The organism is Shewanella litorisediminis (assembly GCF_016834455.1).
GTDB lineage: Bacteria > Pseudomonadota > Gammaproteobacteria > Enterobacterales > Shewanellaceae > Shewanella > Shewanella litorisediminis.
In genome coordinates this window covers 1,228,380-1,245,552 of record NZ_CP069213.1, presented here as the reverse complement: position 1 = coordinate 1,245,552, position 17,173 = coordinate 1,228,380, and the positions used below count along the sequence as shown (strand labels likewise).

4 protein-coding genes and 1 pseudogene are annotated in these 17,173 nt (G+C 60.8%); all 5 read left to right on the top strand.

Annotated features, from left to right (window positions below; genetic code table 11):
- The first annotated feature begins 327 nt into the window (after positions 1–327).
- Positions 328–1,146 carry a transcriptional regulator gene (locus tag JQC75_RS05455; RefSeq protein ID WP_203326439.1) on the top strand — a complete coding sequence of 273 codons (819 nt, stop codon included), beginning with the start codon at positions 328–330 and terminating at the stop codon, positions 1,144–1,146.
- On the top strand, positions 1,143–8,876 hold the full coding sequence (locus JQC75_RS05450; RefSeq protein ID WP_203326438.1) for a type I polyketide synthase: 7,734 nt from the start codon (positions 1,143–1,145) through the stop codon (positions 8,874–8,876). Before JQC75_RS05455 ends, JQC75_RS05450 begins: the two co-directional genes overlap by 4 nt.
- Entirely contained in the window at positions 8,876–10,999 is a 2,124-nt protein-coding gene (locus tag JQC75_RS05445) for a PfaB family protein (RefSeq protein WP_203326437.1), read from the top strand. The genes JQC75_RS05450 and JQC75_RS05445 overlap by 1 nt, the downstream gene beginning before the upstream one ends.
- 77 nt (positions 11,000–11,076) lie before the next feature.
- Positions 11,077–16,908: a hotdog fold thioesterase gene (locus tag JQC75_RS05440; protein WP_203327129.1), complete on the top strand. Its 5,832-nt coding sequence runs from the start codon at positions 11,077–11,079 to the stop codon at positions 16,906–16,908.
- A gap of 123 nt (positions 16,909–17,031) precedes the next feature.
- Positions 17,032–17,172, top strand: a pseudogene (locus tag JQC75_RS19050) (hypothetical protein); the annotation flags it as partial.
- Between the last annotated feature and the right edge of the window lies 1 nt (position 17,173).

Below are 17,173 nucleotides of genomic sequence, written 5' to 3'. Positions count from 1 at the left end.
GTTCACCCAAATTCATTTTGGGGCAACAATAGGAGCACATGTCATCTTCAATTTCAACGAGTCACACAATTAGAAACAATTCGACTTATACCCTCACAATGAGTCCCGCCTGATTGTATCTTTTCCCGTCCTCAGGTAATCTGCTTCACCATTGAACTGCGCCAGCCGCACTGGCGGGGTTTACGCCAATCGCCAAATCAGCACACCGGGCACGCCCTCTTTTCGGTTCCGGCTGATTGTGCACTGAACGGCAATCCCCCGTTACCGTCAGCAGGCAGATAAACGCTATCCAGGGACAGTGAAGAACACCATGGGAAACACAGCCGCATGAGTGCGGATAAATCAGCGCCTCCCCAAAAGGCAGGCGCAAGACATCGCAATGCCACCACCACGGTGGAGATGCGCCGTTTTATTCAGGGGTCGCCGCTGCCGGTGGCCGAGCTCGCCCGTTTGCTCAATATCACCCCGGCCACGGTACGCAAATGGAAAAATCGCGCTACGGTCGCAGACAGCTCCAACCTTCCCCATCATCTCAACACCACCCTGACCCCGGTGCAGGAATACGTGGTGGTGGGGCTACGGTACCAGCTCAAGCTCACACTGGATAAGCTGCTCGAAGTCACCCAGCAGCATATCAACCCCGGGGTGTCCCGCTCGGGTCTTGCCCGCTGCCTCAAGCGCCACGGCGTATCACGCCTGGGTGATATCACCCCCGTCGATGCCCTGCCAGACAAGCACTTTGCCCTGTTACCCGTGGTCCGCGACAGCGGCACCGAAAACTATGCCCTGAACAGCCACACCCTGGCCCAAACCCTGGCACTGCCGGCAGAAGATGAACACACAGTGGTGCAGGTAGAAGCCATGCATGTGCCCATCGAGCAGGACGGCTCATTTTCGGTGCTCATTGGTATGGCCACCGCCCATGACTGGGTGTACGTGGATATCTATCCGGACACAGAGGCCGATGCCGATTTCAAGGCGGCCGAACGCTACATGAGCCATGTGCTCAATCAGGGGCCATTCCAGCTGAAAAAGCTGCTCGCCCGCAATTATCAAACCTTCCTGGCGCGCTTTCCCGATGTCCGCGGCGCCAAGACCCGCAAAAAGACGCCGGAACGCCCGGCGCCAACAGGAGTTGCCCAATGAGCGAGTCCAAGACTCAGGACGCGCAGGATCTGCGCCTTAACAAGCGTCTCAAGGACACCCCCATTGCCATCGTCGGCATGGCGAGTCTCTTTGCCAACAGTCGTTATCTGAACGACTTTTGGGATCTTATCTGCGACAAAATCGACGCCATCACAGAGGTACCCGCCGATCGCTGGCAGATTGATGACTACTTCGACGCCGATAAACGCTCACCGGACAAGAGCTACTGCAAACGCGGCGGCTTTATCCCACAGGTCGACTTCAACCCCATGGAGTTTGGCCTGCCCCCCAATATTCTGGAACTCACCGACAGCGCCCAGCTGCTTTCGCTGATTGTGGCCAAAGAAGTACTGGAAGACGCAGGCGTCAGTGAAACCTCGGCCCACAATCGCGATAAAATCGGCATTACCCTGGGCATTGGCGGCGGCCAGAAGATCAGCCAGAGTCTCAATGCCCGCCTGCAATATCCTGTGCTGAAAAAAGTCTTTCGCGAGAGTGGCATCAGCGATGCCGACAGCGAGATGCTTATTCGCAAGTTCCAGGACCAATACATTCACTGGGAAGAAAACTCCTTCCCGGGAAGCCTGGGCAACGTGATTGCCGGGCGCATCGCCAACCGTTTCGATTTGGGCGGCATGAATTGCGTAGTGGATGCGGCCTGCGCCGGCTCCCTCGCTGCCATCCGTATGGCCCTCACCGAGCTGACCGAGGGCCGCGCCGACATGATGCTCACCGGCGGCGCCTGTACCGATAACTCCGCTTACATGTACATGAGCTTCTCCAAAACCCCGGCCTTCACCGTGGATGAGCAAATCAAGCCCTTCGACGCCGACTCCAAGGGCATGATGATTGGCGAAGGCATTGGCATGGTGGCCTTAAAGCGCCTCGACGATGCCGAGCGCGACGGCGATAAAATTTATGCCGTCATCAAAGGGGTTGGCGCCTCCAGCGACGGCAAGTTCAAGAGTATTTATGCCCCGCGGCCCGAGGGTCAGGCCAAGGCGCTGCGCCGTGCTTACGATGATGCCGGATTCCCGGCCCATACCCTGGGTCTGATGGAGGCACACGGCACAGGCACGGCCGCCGGGGATGTGGCCGAGTTTTCCGGCCTGAGTCTCGTCATGGGCGAAAGCAGCGATGAAACCCAGCACATTGCCCTGGGCTCCATCAAATCGCAGGTGGGCCACACCAAGTCAACGGCGGGCACCGCCGGGCTTATCAAGGCCGCACTGGCACTGCACCACAAGGTGTTGCCGCCCACCATCAATGTGAACAAGCCCAATCCCAAGCTCAATATCGAAGCCTCACCCTTTTATCTGTCCACCGAGACCCGCCCGTGGTTGCCGCGCCCCGACGGTACGCCGCGCCGCGCCGCGGTAAGCTCCTTTGGCTTTGGTGGCACCAACTTCCATCTGGTGATGGAAGAATATCAGCGCGACCACGACCGCAAGCCCTATCGCTTGCGTGCCACCCAGGTGCCGCTGCTGTTTGCCGCCGCCACCCGCGAGGCGCTCTCCAATGAGCTCAAGGCTCTCTGTGAGCGCCTTTCAACCAGCGAAGAAACCTTCGAAACCCTGACAGCCCCTTTCATCCTCAAGGGCGAAGCCCCCAAGGCCGAATGGCCACGTCTGGGAATTGTGGCCGCCGATGCAAAGGCCCTGAAAGCCTGTTTGGAAGATGCCATCACCAGGCTTGCCACCCCATCAGATGACTGGCACACCCCGGACATGAGTTTCCGCGCCCGGGCCATGGCGAAAAAGGCCAAGGTCGCGGCCCTCTTTGCCGGTCAGGGCAGCCAGTATCTCGGAATGGGGGGCGAGCTTGCCATGCTCTACCCCGAGATGCGCGCCGAATTTATTGCCGCCGACGAGGTTTTCCATCAGCGCGGATACCCGGGCCGTCATGGCACTGGCGAGCTTTCAAGCCACGTGTTCCCCATTCCCAAGTTCGATGCGGGCGCACGCAAGCAGGACGAAGCGGCGCTCACCAATACCCGCATCGCCCAAAGCGCCATTGGCGTTGTCAGCATGGGCCAGTTTGAAATCCTCAAGGCCGCCGGGTTAACCCCGGATGCGGTGGCAGGACACAGCTTTGGTGAGCTCTCTGCCCTGCGCGCCGCCGGTGTGATTGACCAGGCCAGTTACTATCGCCTTGCCTTTGCCAGAGGCGATGCCATGGCTTCGGTGCCAGAAGGCAAGGACGCAGGCACCATGGCTGCCGTCATCCTGCCGGATGCCAGCCACAGAAGCACCCTGGACACATTGCTTGCGCAGCACGGGTCCGTGGTGATTGCCAATCACAACAGCCCCACCCAGCTGGTGTTGGCAGGCCCCACAGACGCGGTTAAGCAGCTGGTGGAGGCACTTGCCGATAAGGGCATTCGCGCCATCGCGCTGCCGGTGTCAGGCGCCTTCCATACCCCTTTGGTTGGCCATGCCCACGCCCCCTTTGCCAAGGCCATCGACAAAGAAACCTTCAGCGACGCCAGTGCCGTACTCTATGCCAATGCCTCCGGCGACAAACGTCCCTCCGATGGCAAAAGCCTCAAGCAGAGCCTCAAGGCCCAGATGCTTGAGCAGGTGCAGTTTGAGTCGCAAATCGAAAGCCTCTACCGTGATGGTGTGCGGGTCTTTATTGAATTTGGCCCCAAGAACACCTTAAGCCGCCTGGTGGATGCCATCCTCGGCGAGCGGGCCAAAGAGTGCCTCATTCTGTCGCTGGATGCCCAGGCTGCTCTCAGTCAGGGCCGCGCCGACAGCAAGCTCAAGCTGGCGGCGGTTGAATTGGCCACCGCAGGATTTGCCATCAGCAACCCGGACCCGTACCGCGAGCATCTGTCCCACAAGGCCATGCCGAAGTCGCCGCTTACGGTAAAACTCAGCGCCAGCAACTACCTGAGTCCGGCCACTGCCGCGCGCATGCAGGCCTCCCTCAAGGACGGCCAAGTCAGCAAACAAACCCAGATTGTCGAGAAAATCGTGGAAAAGACCCAATACATTCCCCAGGCCAATCCCGTTCAGCCCACTGCCGCTGCGCAGGCAAGCAATGCAAGCCACCCTGCCCAGGGTGCAGCCTCCCCGGTTGCCCCCACACAGGTTGCAGACGCTCCGGTTACAGCAACAGGCACTCTGGAAGCACTGTTTGCCGCCCAGCAGCAACTGGCGGCCCTGCATCAGCAGTTTCTGACTATTCCAGCCCAATACGGCGAAGGGGTGCAGGCGCTGATGCAAAAGCAGCTGGAACTCGCCAGCGCCGGTCTGCCGGTCCCTGCCGCCACTGAGCGCGCACTGGAGCTTTTCCACCAGCATCAGGCGGACACCCTGAAGATCCACAGCGACTTTATGCGGGCTCAGGCCATCGGCAGTGAGCAGATGCTGAGCGCCCTCTCGGGGCAAACTCTGGTGAGCCAGACGCCTGCGGCCACCGTCACTCAGCCGGCTGCACCTGTGTATTCAGCTTCCCTTGCCGCACCTGTCACTGCCGCTGCGCCTGTAACGGCCGCAACTGTTATTCCTGCACCTGTGACGCCTGCACCTGTAGCCCCTGCAGCATCGGCCCCGGCAGCACAAGCTGTGGCAGCCAAACCCGCAACGACAGCGGCTACTGCCTCAGCTGCCACTGCGGCGTCGACTGCGGCTTCACAAATTCAGGACATCATGCTGCAGGTGGTGGCCGCCAAGACCGGCTACCCCACTGAGATGCTGGATTTGTCCATGGATATGGAAGCGGATCTGGGTATCGACTCCATCAAGCGGGTGGAAATCCTCGGCACTGTGCAGGATGAACTGCCCACGCTGCCGGAGCTGGATGCCGCGACGCTTGCCGAATGCCGCACCCTCGCCGACATAGTTGCGTACATGCATGCAGTGGCGAATGCGCACAGCGTGGCGGGCACATCAGGCCCTGCAGCAGAAACCGCTCCCGCAGTGCAAGCTGCGCCAGCCGTCACCGCAGCCGCAACTGAAGTAGCAGGCAGCGATATCACCGCCGTGATGCTGCAGGTGGTGGCCGCCAAGACCGGCTACCCCACTGAGATGCTGGATTTGTCCATGGATATGGAAGCGGATCTCGGTATCGACTCCATCAAGCGGGTGGAAATCCTCGGCACTGTGCAGGATGAATTGCCCTCGCTGCCGGAGCTGGATGCCGCAACGCTTGCCGAGTGCCGCACCCTCGAAGACATAGTCGCCTACATGCAAAGCGTGGCTGGCACATCAGGCCCTGCAGCACAAACTGCTCCCGCAGTGCAAGCTGCGCCAGCCGCAACTGAAGTAGCAGGCAGCGATATCACCGCCGTGATGCTTAAAGTAGTGGCCGACAAGACGGGGTATCCCGCCGAGATGCTGGATTTGGCCATGGACATGGAAGCCGATCTCGGTATCGACTCCATCAAGCGTGTGGAAATCCTCGGCACTGTGCAGGATGAGCTGCCCTCGCTGCCCGAACTGGATGCCGCAACCCTCGCCGAATGCAGAACCCTCGCCGACATAGTCGCCTACATGCACAGCATGACAGGCGCCGCCCAAGCCCCTGTGTCTCAGGCGCCTGCGCAAGGGTCAAACCAGACCGCCCATAGCAGTCGCGATATCACCGCCGTGATGCTGAAGGTGGTGGCCGACAAGACAGGTTATCCCGCCGAGATGCTGGAACTTGCCATGGACATGGAAGCGGATCTGGGTATCGACTCCATCAAGCGGGTGGAAATCCTCGGCACAGTGCAGGATGCGCTGCCAGACCTGCCGGAAATTGACCCCAGCACCCTGGCCGAATGCCGCACCCTGGGCGATATCATTGCCTGCTATTCACAGGACGGCGCAAAGGAAACCAGCCTCGACAGCAAGGCAGAAGCCCAGCAAACAGCGGCTGATGCGGACACGGGTACTGAAGTGGAAGTAGACATCGCCGTCTCCGCACTGGCGGCTGCCCAGGAGATAGCTGTAACCGCATCTGCCATCGCATCCGATGCAGCACCTGCCGTTCACGCCGCCGCGGCTCCGGCAACACTGCCGGCCCCAACGCCACAACAAGTGCTGGACACCATGCTCACTGTGGTGGCCGAGAAAACCGGTTATCCGGTAGAAATGCTGGACCTGGCCATGGACATGGAAGCCGATCTGGGTATCGACTCCATCAAACGGGTAGAGATTTTAGGCACGGTGCAGGAGCGCCTGCCGGGTCTGGCCGAAGTGGATGCAGCCACCCTCGCCGAATGCCGCACCCTGGGGCAAATCGTCGAAAGCTTCTCCCTGCCAAACCAATTTGTGGGCACAGATGCCAGTGCAGATACCGAGCTTGCGCCTCACGCGGGGGTTGCCCTAAAAAAGCTGCCGGCGGCAGATAGACTCGAGGCCGCATCGGCCGCAGCGCTATTTGCCGCCAATGGTCGTGTCATCATCCTCGATGATGGTCACAATGCCGGTGTACTGGCTGGCCGCCTCGATGCCAAAGGGCTGGCGGTCACTGTCGTTCGCAGCGACAGTCTGGGCCACCAGTCGGTATTGGATGCCAGCATAGATGCCCGCACGCTTTCCCAACAGGGCGACATGGACACCGAAATCCAGTCGCTGCTCAAGGAGCTTGAGCCGGTGTCGGCCTTTATTCATCTGCAGCCTGTCATGGCCGCAGATGAAGGCGCTGCCAGCGGTAACGCGGTTGCCCGTTTCAGTGACGAGGCGTTTTCTCAGGTATCACTGGCGTTTTTGTTCGCCAAGCATCTGGCCGCGGACTTTGCCGCGAACGGCGCCCACAGACGCGCCTTTATCACAGCGGCGCGCATGGACGGCAAACTGGGGCTGTCTGGCGCCGATGTGGAGCTGAATCAGGGCGCCCTCTTTGGCCTCACCAAAACCCTGGCCCAGGAATGGCCCCATGCCCACTGCCGGGCACTGGATGTCGCGGTCCAGTTGGATGCCACCGCTCTGGCCGATGCGGTCATTGACGCCCTCTATGGCGCCGATGACCTGCTTGAATGGGGTATAGCTGCGGATGGTCGCTTCGGTGCTTTGGCAACCGATGCGCAGCAAATTTCAGCAACAACGCTAAACAGCACAGATAAAATACTGGTGACCGGTGGTGCAAAAGGGGTAACCCTCGACTGCGCCCTGGCACTGGCCGCGCGTACCCAGGCCCACTTTATTCTGGCCGGACGCAGCAAGGCGCTCTGCCTCAATGAGTTCCCGGTTTGGGCAAGAGGGGTTGCGGCGACTGAGCTTAAGCAAGCTGCCATTCAGGAGCTGCTGGCCGGTGGCAAACGCCCCACGCCCAGGGAAGTGGATGCCCTGATTGCCCCCCTTGCCAGCGCCCTGGAAATCCAGCAGGCACTGCAAGCCTTCAGCGACCTCGGTGCCAGCGCCGAATACCTGTCCATGGACGTGTCATCGGCCGAGTCCATCGCCAAAGCGCTTGGCCCCATACAGGCACTGGCGCCTGTTACAGGCCTTATCCACGGCGCAGGCGTACTCGCCGACAAGTTTATTCAGGACAAGACCCTGGATGAGCTCAAGCGGGTGGCAGGCACCAAGGTCGAGGGTATTAAGGGCCTTCTGGCAAACCTTGATGAGCTCAAACTGGTGGCGCTCTTTTCCTCCGCCGCGGGTTTTTATGGCAACAAGGGCCAGAGCGACTACGCCATGGCCAATGAAATCCTCAACAAGGCCGCCCACCGTTTGGCCCACGCCAGGCCGGATTGCCGCGTGGTGGCCTTCGATTGGGGGCCATGGGATGGCGGCATGGTGACCGACAGCCTGAAAAAAATGTTCCAGGAGCGGGGCGTGTATGTCATCCCCCGGCCACTGGGTGCTGCCCTCTTTGCCGAAGCCGTGCTTGGCCGCGCCGAATCCCAGATTTTGGTGGGCTCCAGCATGCAGGGCAATGCAAACCAGGCAGGCGCCGACCTAAAAAAGCCTGATGGGCACAGCGGAATTACCCTCGGTCGCACCCTGCGCCGCCAACAGCTGGCGATCCTTGAGGATCATCAGATTGGCGGTAACGCTGTGCTGCCTACCGTCTGTGCCCTGGAATGGATGCAAGCCGCTGCAACGCGCCACTTTGGCGGGCAGTGGCAGCCCCATGATTACCGACTGCTCAAGGGCGTGGTATTCGACAGCGATGAAAAAGCCCTGACCATGGTGCTGTCGGTGACAGACACAGGCCTGTCTGCGCTTATCAGCTGCGATGGTCGCCCCCAATACGAGGCAAGGCTTGAAGCCCCCAGTCCACTCTCATTGCCAGCCGAAGCCCTTGCTGCTGATATCGGGCAGTCGGCGGAGAAGCCCGTTGCCACAGGTGAGCAGCTCTATCTGGATGGCGCCCTGTTTCATGGGCCTGCACTGCAGATGATGGGGGATGTGAGCTGGTTTGATGAGAACGGGCTGGCATGCTCAGTGACGCTGCCTGCCAATACCCTGTCAACAAATGCCGAACCGGGGCAGGCAGCCATTGTCCAGCAGGATGCCTTGCTGCAGGCGCTGCTGGTGTGGGCGCGGCTTAAATACGATGCCGCCAGCCTGCCGGCGAGCCTTGGGCGCGCGGTGCAACACCTCGAGCTTGCCCCCGGTGAGCAGGGCCAGCTTCGCCTGTGGGTGAAGAGCCACTCATCGCGCCAGCTCTGTGCCGATGTCGCCCTCTATAATGCGCAGGGGCAGCTCGCCTCAGCGATGGAAGGGGTTAAGGTCACTATCAGCAAAAGCCTGAATCAGGCATTTTTGTCGGCCAAGGGCCAGGAGATATGATGTCAGTGAAGACGCCCCCCCTGAGATTGGCGCTGTGCCGGGTGCAACGCTGCCCGGCCGATGCCTTGAGGGTTACCGCCAACGAACCCGATTGGCACGCCCTGATTGATAAGGCGCAAAAGGGAGCAACAATCGCACTGGGTAAAGACGGCACCCTGCTGATGCTGCCGGCACTTGAGGCCGCCAAACAGCGCCTGCATCCGCTGGCACTGCTGCAGGCGCTGGGTTCGGGCAAAAATGCCATTCACACTGCCCTCGCCCAGGCCGGGCGCGCCCCGGCGGATGCAGAAATCCTCTTTGAACAAATCACGCTGGAGTGCGTTATCCGCCACGCGGAGCAACTGGCCAGCCGCACCCATCCCGTATACGGCAGCTATTGGAGCCACCCACGCTATCAGGCGCGGGTGGTGGCGCTGGTGAACACCCCTGCTCAGTCCAGTAACGAACAGCCCAGTAACGACCAGTCCAATGCAGACGAAACAAGCAGCAAGATGGCCGGCGGCGAAACCCTGGTACTCACCCAGGGCTCGGCGCGGCTGACACTGGGTCTCAATGGCCCTGAATCCGCCCCCACCAGCCCCAACACACAAGGACAAAATGCGCTGCCCTGGCTGCTGCCACTGGCGCTGCCCAGTGCCGACTGGTCCCATATTCAACGGCGGCTCACCCAGGTACAGGCAAGTCTCAATGCCCTCAAGGATGACTCGGTCAAAGGCCGGGCGGCGCTGGCCAAACTCATTGCCGATGCCTTCGATGAAATGACCCCGGGTTGCCGGGCGCTGGTGCTGGTTGGCGACAGTGCCAAGGCCCTGGCCGCCGAGGCTGCCGCCCTGTCGTGGCGGATAGCCGAAAGCCTGCGGGACGACATTGAACTGGTCACCCCCGCAGGCAGTGTGTTTGCCCCAAGCCCGGCCACGGCGGACGGGCTCGCCTTCGTTTACCCCGGTGTGGGCGTGGCCTCTGCGTCCATGCTCTCAAGCCTGCACCTGCGCTTTGCCGACAGTTTTGATGCCCTGGATCAGGAAAGCCGCGAGCACGGGCTCGATGGCCTCAATGCCCTGCTGCAGCCAAGAGAGCTGGAAGATAACCCCAGCCTCGCCGAACAGGCCGTGGCCGGCGTGGGCGCCAGCTACCTGATGGCAAGGGTGCTGATGACAGAGCTTGGTATCAAGCCCGCCCTCGCCCTTGGCTATTCCATGGGCGAAGCCGCCATGGTGGCGAGCCATGGTCTGTGGCAAGACCCCTTTGCCATGGCGCAGGACACCCTCAGCAGCGAGCTCTTCAATGAGCAAATCTCAGGGGAGCTCAAGGCCGTGCGCGCCCTGTGGCAGCTGGATGAGGAGACAGTGGACGACAACCCGGCCCCCAAGGCCACCAAATCCCGCTCCCGCAAAAAAGCCGCAGCAAGCAGCGCGCTCAAGTGGCAAAGTGCCGTGGTCAGGCTCAGCGCCGAGGAAATACGCCCCCATCTGGCAGACTTCCCCCGGGTCAGCATCGCCATCGCCCAGGGGCCCAGCACTGTGCTTGCCGGAGACGAAACCGAGCTTAAGCGCCTGTGTAAGACCCTTGGCAAGCGGCCGCTCACCACAGGGCTGGTTACCGCCATGCATACCCCGGCCGCAGCGGCCATCAAGTCGCAGCTGCAGGCATTTTATCTGCGCCCACTGGCGGCACTGTCCGGCGAGGCCAGGGCAGCGTTGCCCGTGATGCTGAGCGCAGGCGCCGATGCGCCGCTGCTGTTTGCTGATAAGCCCCAGACCGATACAGTCTCCGAGGCAGTCTCCGATGCTGTCTCCGATGCTGTCTCCAGGGCCATTGCCGAAGCCGTTGCCACCACTTTCAGCGAGCCGCTGGACTTCACCGCCCTGGTGCTTCGCGCCGCCAAGGCCGGTGCCAGACTCTTTGTGGAGGTGGGTGCCGGGCGGCAAACCAGTGGCATCATTCAGGCCATTGCCGACGCCCGCCTGATGCGCCTCAGTGCCCACCCCTGCGATGGACAGGATGGCAAGGCGCTGCAAAAGACCCTGGCTCGGCTGATTGCCCACAGTATTCCCATGAATTTATCCCGCCTGCGCCCTGCCACGGCAGACGCGCCGCGCACCGCCCAAGAGACAACGCCTTGAGCCCAAATACAAAAAAACACGCCAAAACCAAGCACGCACAAGCCAGCAAAGGTGCCAGCCCCATTGCCATCGTCTCCATGGCGGGGCGTTTTCCCGGTGCTGACGACCTGGATGCCTTCTGGTCGCTGATAACCGAGGGCAAAGATGCCCACAGCCCAATTTGCCGGGACAAACTCGGCGCGCCTGTGGCGGCCTATCTTGGGGAGCAGGGTAAGAGCGACCGCTTTTACTGCGACAAGGGCGGCTACCTGAGAGACTTTCGTTTTTCACCCGAGGGTTACGCCAAGCCAGCCGATGCCATGGCCACCCTGGCCTCCCAAGTGGACGAGCATCAGCTGTGGGCCCTGGATGTGGCGAGAATGGCACTGCAGAGCCTTAACTCCGGGATGGATAAACGCCGCTGCGGCGTGGTGATGGGTACCCTGTCGTTTCCCACCAAAGCCTCCAACCGCGCCTTTTTGCCCCTGTACCACAAGGCGGTGGAAAATGGCCTCAAGGCCCGTTTGCCCGGCTTCCCGCCGCTGCAGCCCTTCGATGGGCAAAGCACCCTTGGGTCACAGCCCTGGTTACAGGACACGGCCGCCGATGCCTCGGCCCTTATCAGCGACTGCCTGGGGCTTGAGGGCGTGAGCCTGAGCCTGGATGCGGCCTGCGCCAGCTCCGTCTACGCCATCAAGCTTGCCTGCGACTATCTGGCCACCGGCAAGGCCGATGTCATGCTGGCCGGTGCGGTGAGCGGCGCCGATCCCTTTTTCATCAGCATGGGCTTTTCCATCTTCCATGCCTTCCCGGAGCATGGCCTGAGCGCCCCCCTCGATAAGCACTCCGGCGGCCTGTACGCCGGTGAAGGCGCCGGGGTACTGGTGCTCAAACGCCTGGATGACGCCAAACGCGATGGCGACACCATCCACGGCATTATCCGGGGTGTTGGGCTGTCCAACGATGGTCGCGGCCAGTTTGTGTTAAGCCCAGCCAGCAAGGGGCAAATCAAGGCCTTCGAGCGCGCCTACGAAGACGCAGGCATAGCCCCCGGCGCCGTGGAAGTGGTGGAATGCCACGCCACAGGTACGCCCCTTGGCGACAAGGTGGAGCTGAGCTCACTGGAAAGCTTTTTTGAGTCGCGCCTCGATGGCAGTGCGCCGCCCCTTATCGGCTCGGTAAAGTCCAACCTGACCCATCTTCTCACCGCCGCAGGTATGCCCGGCATCATCAAGTTGATGCTGGCGATGAAGCATAAACTTCTGCCGCCCACGGTGCGCCTAACCAGCCCAATCAGCTCCCCCAAGGGGCTCTTTGGCGACGACCAGATGGTCACCGCAGCCCGCCCCTGGCCTGCAAAACCGCAAAATAATGCCGCCATGGCCGGATTATCGGTATTCGGCTTTGGTGGCTGCAACGCCCACCTGGTGCTGGAATCCCCCGATGGAGCAGAAGCGCTTCAAGCATTGAGCAGTCCTGACGTCAGCCACTCAGCCAGCGACAGCTTTGGCATCGAAGGCCTCGCCGGACACTTCGGCGCGGCAACCCATGTGGGCGAGCTCGCGACCCTGATAACAGACAACAAACACGCCCTTGTGCCGCTGCCCGAGGGGCGCTGGAAAGGTCTCGAGCACCTGAGCGCCGGGTCCCATGACTCTGCGATACAGCATGTTGGCGGTTTTATAGACGGATTCGAGCTGGACTTTTTGCGCTTCAGGCTGCCGCCCCACCCCGGCGACAGACTGGTTGCCCAGCAGCTTTTGCTGATGAAGGTGGCCGACGAGGCCATCCGCGATGCGGATCTCAAGCCCGGCAGCAAGGTGGCGGTGCTGGTTGCCATGGAAACCGAGCTTGAGCTGCATCAGTTCCGCGGCCGGGTTAACCTGCACACCCAGATTGCCGACAGTCTGGCACGGGCCGGCATAGTGCTCAGCGACGATGAATATCAGGCGCTGGAGCAACTTGCCATGGATGCGGTGCTGCCCTCGGCAAGCCTGAATCAGTACACCAGCTACATAGGCAATATCATGGCCTCCCGGGTGGCCTCCCAGTGGGACTTCAGCGGCCCGGCCTTTACCCTGTCGGCGGGCGAACTCTCGGTTGCCCGCGCGCTGGAGGTGGCCGACAACCTCTGCGCCACCCAGCAGCTGGACGCCGTGGTAGTGGCCGCGGTGGACTTGGCCGCCAGCGCCGAGAAAGTATGGCACTATGGCAGCGCCCTTGGCGCCATGGGTCTCCCCCCCGGTGAAGGGGCAGGCGCCCTGGTATTGAAGGCAGGCAGCAAAGGCCGTTATGGCGCGCTCACGCCGCCAACGTTCAGCCGCCCCGACCAGGCCAATGTAGAGGACATCACAGAGCACAGCCCCAGCTGCAAGCTTGGCCGCATGCTTAACGTCAGTGGCCACAGCGCCAGTGCCCGCCTGGGCCACTGCTTTGCCGCCGCCAATATGGCGAGCCTGCAACATTCGCTCCTGTCTTTGACACTGAAAGGCCATGGGGCAGAGTCGAAAGCAGCGGTACTGCTGGATGGCGCCATGCACAGCGCCCGGGTCGAGCTTCGCCAAACCAAGGCACAACAAGCTGCCCTCAGTCAGCGCCTCACAGAAGGGCTGCACGCCCCCGCAGGCAAGCAGCTGCTGCAGCGCATACAGCTTGGCGGCAGAGATATTCGCGGCCACATACTCAGCGGCGAACTGCCCTGTGAAGGCTCTATCCGCGCCAAGCTGGCACAAAACACTGCGCTTACAAGCAATGCCCTGGAAAGCACGGCATCCAACGCCACTGAACAGCCGCCTTCGCAGAAAAATACTGAAGTACCAATGACACAAAATAAAACGCCCCAGTCGCCCGGCTATCAGCCATCGAGCCCCGGCATCAGCGCCGGCATCAGCGCCAATAGCGGCTCCAGTATCAACATCAGCCAGACCGGACCTGTGGTCCAGAATCGTCTGGCGGCCATGGAGGCCCATCAGGCATTCTTGCAAAGCCGCGAAGCCGGGCTCAAGCTTGCCCGCGCCCTGATGGCCGATATCACCGGCGACGCAGCCGGTATCAGCAATGCCGCCATCGCCGCGGCGGTGAGCGAGAATAAACCCCTGCAAGTCACCTTACCCAAGGTGGAAATCAGCCTTCCCGAGGTGCAGCGCAGTCAGTCCAAGGCAGAGCTCAGCCTGCCCAAGCCAGAGCTGGCAACACCAGCCGCAGTTGAACAAACGCCGCTTAGCCAGGCGGTAAAAGACTGCATCTGGGATTACGCCGATTTGGTTGAGTACGCCGAGGGCGATATCGCCCCCGTATTTGGCCCCGATTACGCCATTATCGACAGCTACAAGCGCCGGGTGCGCCTGCCCACCACAGACTATCTGCTGGTGTCCCGGGTCACCAAGCTTGATGCAAAACTTGGCGAGTACAAGCCAAGCACCATGACCACCGAATACGATATCCCGGTGGACGCCCCCTATCTGGTGGACGGGCAAATTCCCTGGGCGGTGGCGGTGGAGTCGGGCCAGTGCGATCTCATGCTCATCTCCTTCCTCGGCATCGACCTTGAGAACAAGGGCGAGCGGGTCTATCGCCTGCTGGATTGCACCCTCACCTTCCTCGGTGACCTGCCCCGAGGCGGCGATACCCTAAGGTACGATATCTCCATTAACAACTACGCCCGCAACGGCGACACCCTGCTGTTTTTCTTCTCCTACGAGTGCTTCGTGGGCGATAGGCTTATCCTCAAGATGGACGGCGGCTGCGCCGGTTTCTTCACCGACGCCGAGCTTGCCGATGGCAAAGGGGTTATTCGCACCGAGGATGAAATAAAACAGCGCAGTGCCGCCATGGCAAATCCACGTAGCTTCACGCCGCTGATTGCCTGCGATACAACCGCCTTTGGCTACGATAAGGTCTCGCGCCTGCTCGCCGCCGATGTGGCGGGCTGCTTTGGCCCAAGTCACGATCTGGGTTTCCACCAGCCATCGCTTTGTTTTGCTTCTGAAAAGTTTTTGATGATTGAAGAAGTGAGCAAGGTGGATGTCAAAGGCGGCGCCTGGGGCCTGGGGCTTATCGAAGGCCATAAGCAGCTTGAGCCGGACCACTGGTATTTCCCCTGTCATTTCAAAGACGATCAGGTGATGGCAGGCTCGCTGATGGCCGAGGGCTGTGGTCAGCTGCTGCAGTTTTACATGCTGCATCTGGGGCTGCACAAGCTCACCAAAAACGGCCGCTTCCAACCATTGAAGGATGCGCCGCAAAAGGTGCGCTGCCGTGGTCAGGTACTGCCCCAGTCGAACCGCCTAAGCTACCGCATGGAAGTCACCGACATAGGTCTCACCCCCTCACCCTGGGCCAAGGCCAATATCGAAATTATCCTCGACGGAAAAGTCGTGGTGGATTTTCAAAACCTGGGGGTGATGCTCAAAGAGGATGAGGATTGTCATCGCTATGGCGCAGACAACAGCAGGGTGGATTTCCCCTCTCACAATGCCGGGGTGATGCTCAAAGAGGATGAGGATTGTCATCGCTATGGCGCAGACAACAGCAGGGTGGATTTCCCCTCTCACAATACCGGCGTGATGCTCAAGGAAGATGAGGATTGTCATCGCTATGGCAATGACAACCAAACAGCTGCCATCAGCGACAACAAGGCACTGCTGGAAGGCCGTCAGGCGTCCATCCATGCGCCGCTGATGACCCACGAGCCCGACCTGAATGCCACCCCCATCAAGGGTGTAGTGCCGGTGAAACATATCGAAGCGCCGGTGACGAAAGACTATTCTCCAAAATCGGCAAATCGCATCCCGGATTCTGTGCCTTTTACCCCCTGGCACCTGTTCGAGTTTGCCACCGGCAATATCGAAAACTGCTTCGGCCCCGAGTTCGCGGTGTACCGTGGCCTTATTCCGCCGCGCACCCCCTGCGGTGACTTGCAGCTCACCACCCGGGTGGTGGAGGTTAAGGGCAAGCGCGGCGATTTCAAATCCCCCGCATCCTGCATCGGCGAATACGAAGTGCCGCCAAAGGCCTGGTATTTTGCCGAAAACAGCCATCCGGCGCGCATGCCCTACTCCATTTTGATGGAAATCGCCCTGCAGCCAAACGGCTTTATCTCGGGCTACATGGGCACCACCTTGGGCTTCCCCGGGCTTGAGCTCTTTTTCCGCAATCTCGACGGCGAAGGCACCCTGATTAAAGACATTGACCTTCGGGGCAAGACCATCAGCAACGACTCGTGCCTATTAAGCACTGTCATGTCCGGCACCAATATCATCCAGACCTTCAGCTTTGCGCTGGCGGCAGACGGTGAGCCCTTCTATGAGGGCAAGGCGGTGTTTGGTTACTTCAAGGCCGAGGCGCTCACCCACCAGTTGGGGCTGGATAACGGCAAGGTCACCACGCCCTGGATTGAGGCTGAGCACCTGAGCCCCGACATCAGCTATAACCTGCGCGACAGCGCCTGCGCCCTGTATCAGGCCGCCCCCGGCAAGCCCCATCTGCGCCTGCCCGGCGGTCGCCTTAACTTTGTCGACAGGGTGGACATTGTCCGCGCCGGCGGCAAGGCAGGCCTTGGCTATGTGTACGGCGAGCGCACCATTGACCCAAGCGACTGGTTCTTCCGCTTCCACTTCCATCAGGACCCGGTGATGCCGGGCTCTTTGGGGGTTGAGGCCATTATCGAGCTGCTTTCAAGCTTCGCCCTGGACGCAGGCCTTGGAAATGAGTTTGCCAATCCGCGCTTTAATCACTGCTTAAGCCGTGTGAAGTGGAAATACCGTGGCCAAATCAGCCCTTTAAACAGGCAGATGTCGCTGGAGCTGCACATCACCGCCATTGAAAGGGAAACAGGCCGCGTCACCCTCAAGGCCGACGCCTGGCTTGCCAAAGATGGCCTGCGCATATACGAAATCAGCGATCTGGCCCTGGCGATAGAAGAGGCCTGAGCGGCGATGAATACGCCGGGCCCTAGAATCTAGAATCTAGAACCTAAACGCTTTCCGCGCGGCCACGGCCGCCAACAAAACAAGAATGACCAGCGGTATAAACCGCCCAAACAGAGAATACAGATGAGCACACCTTTCAAGTGGCCCTGGGCCATAGACCCGGCCCTCAGCGTGAGCGGCGATGCAAACATCAAGGCGGCGCTGCTTGCACTGGATAAGCCTGTGTACATGGCGCGTCTGCCCGGCAGTGAGCTTGGCGTCAGCC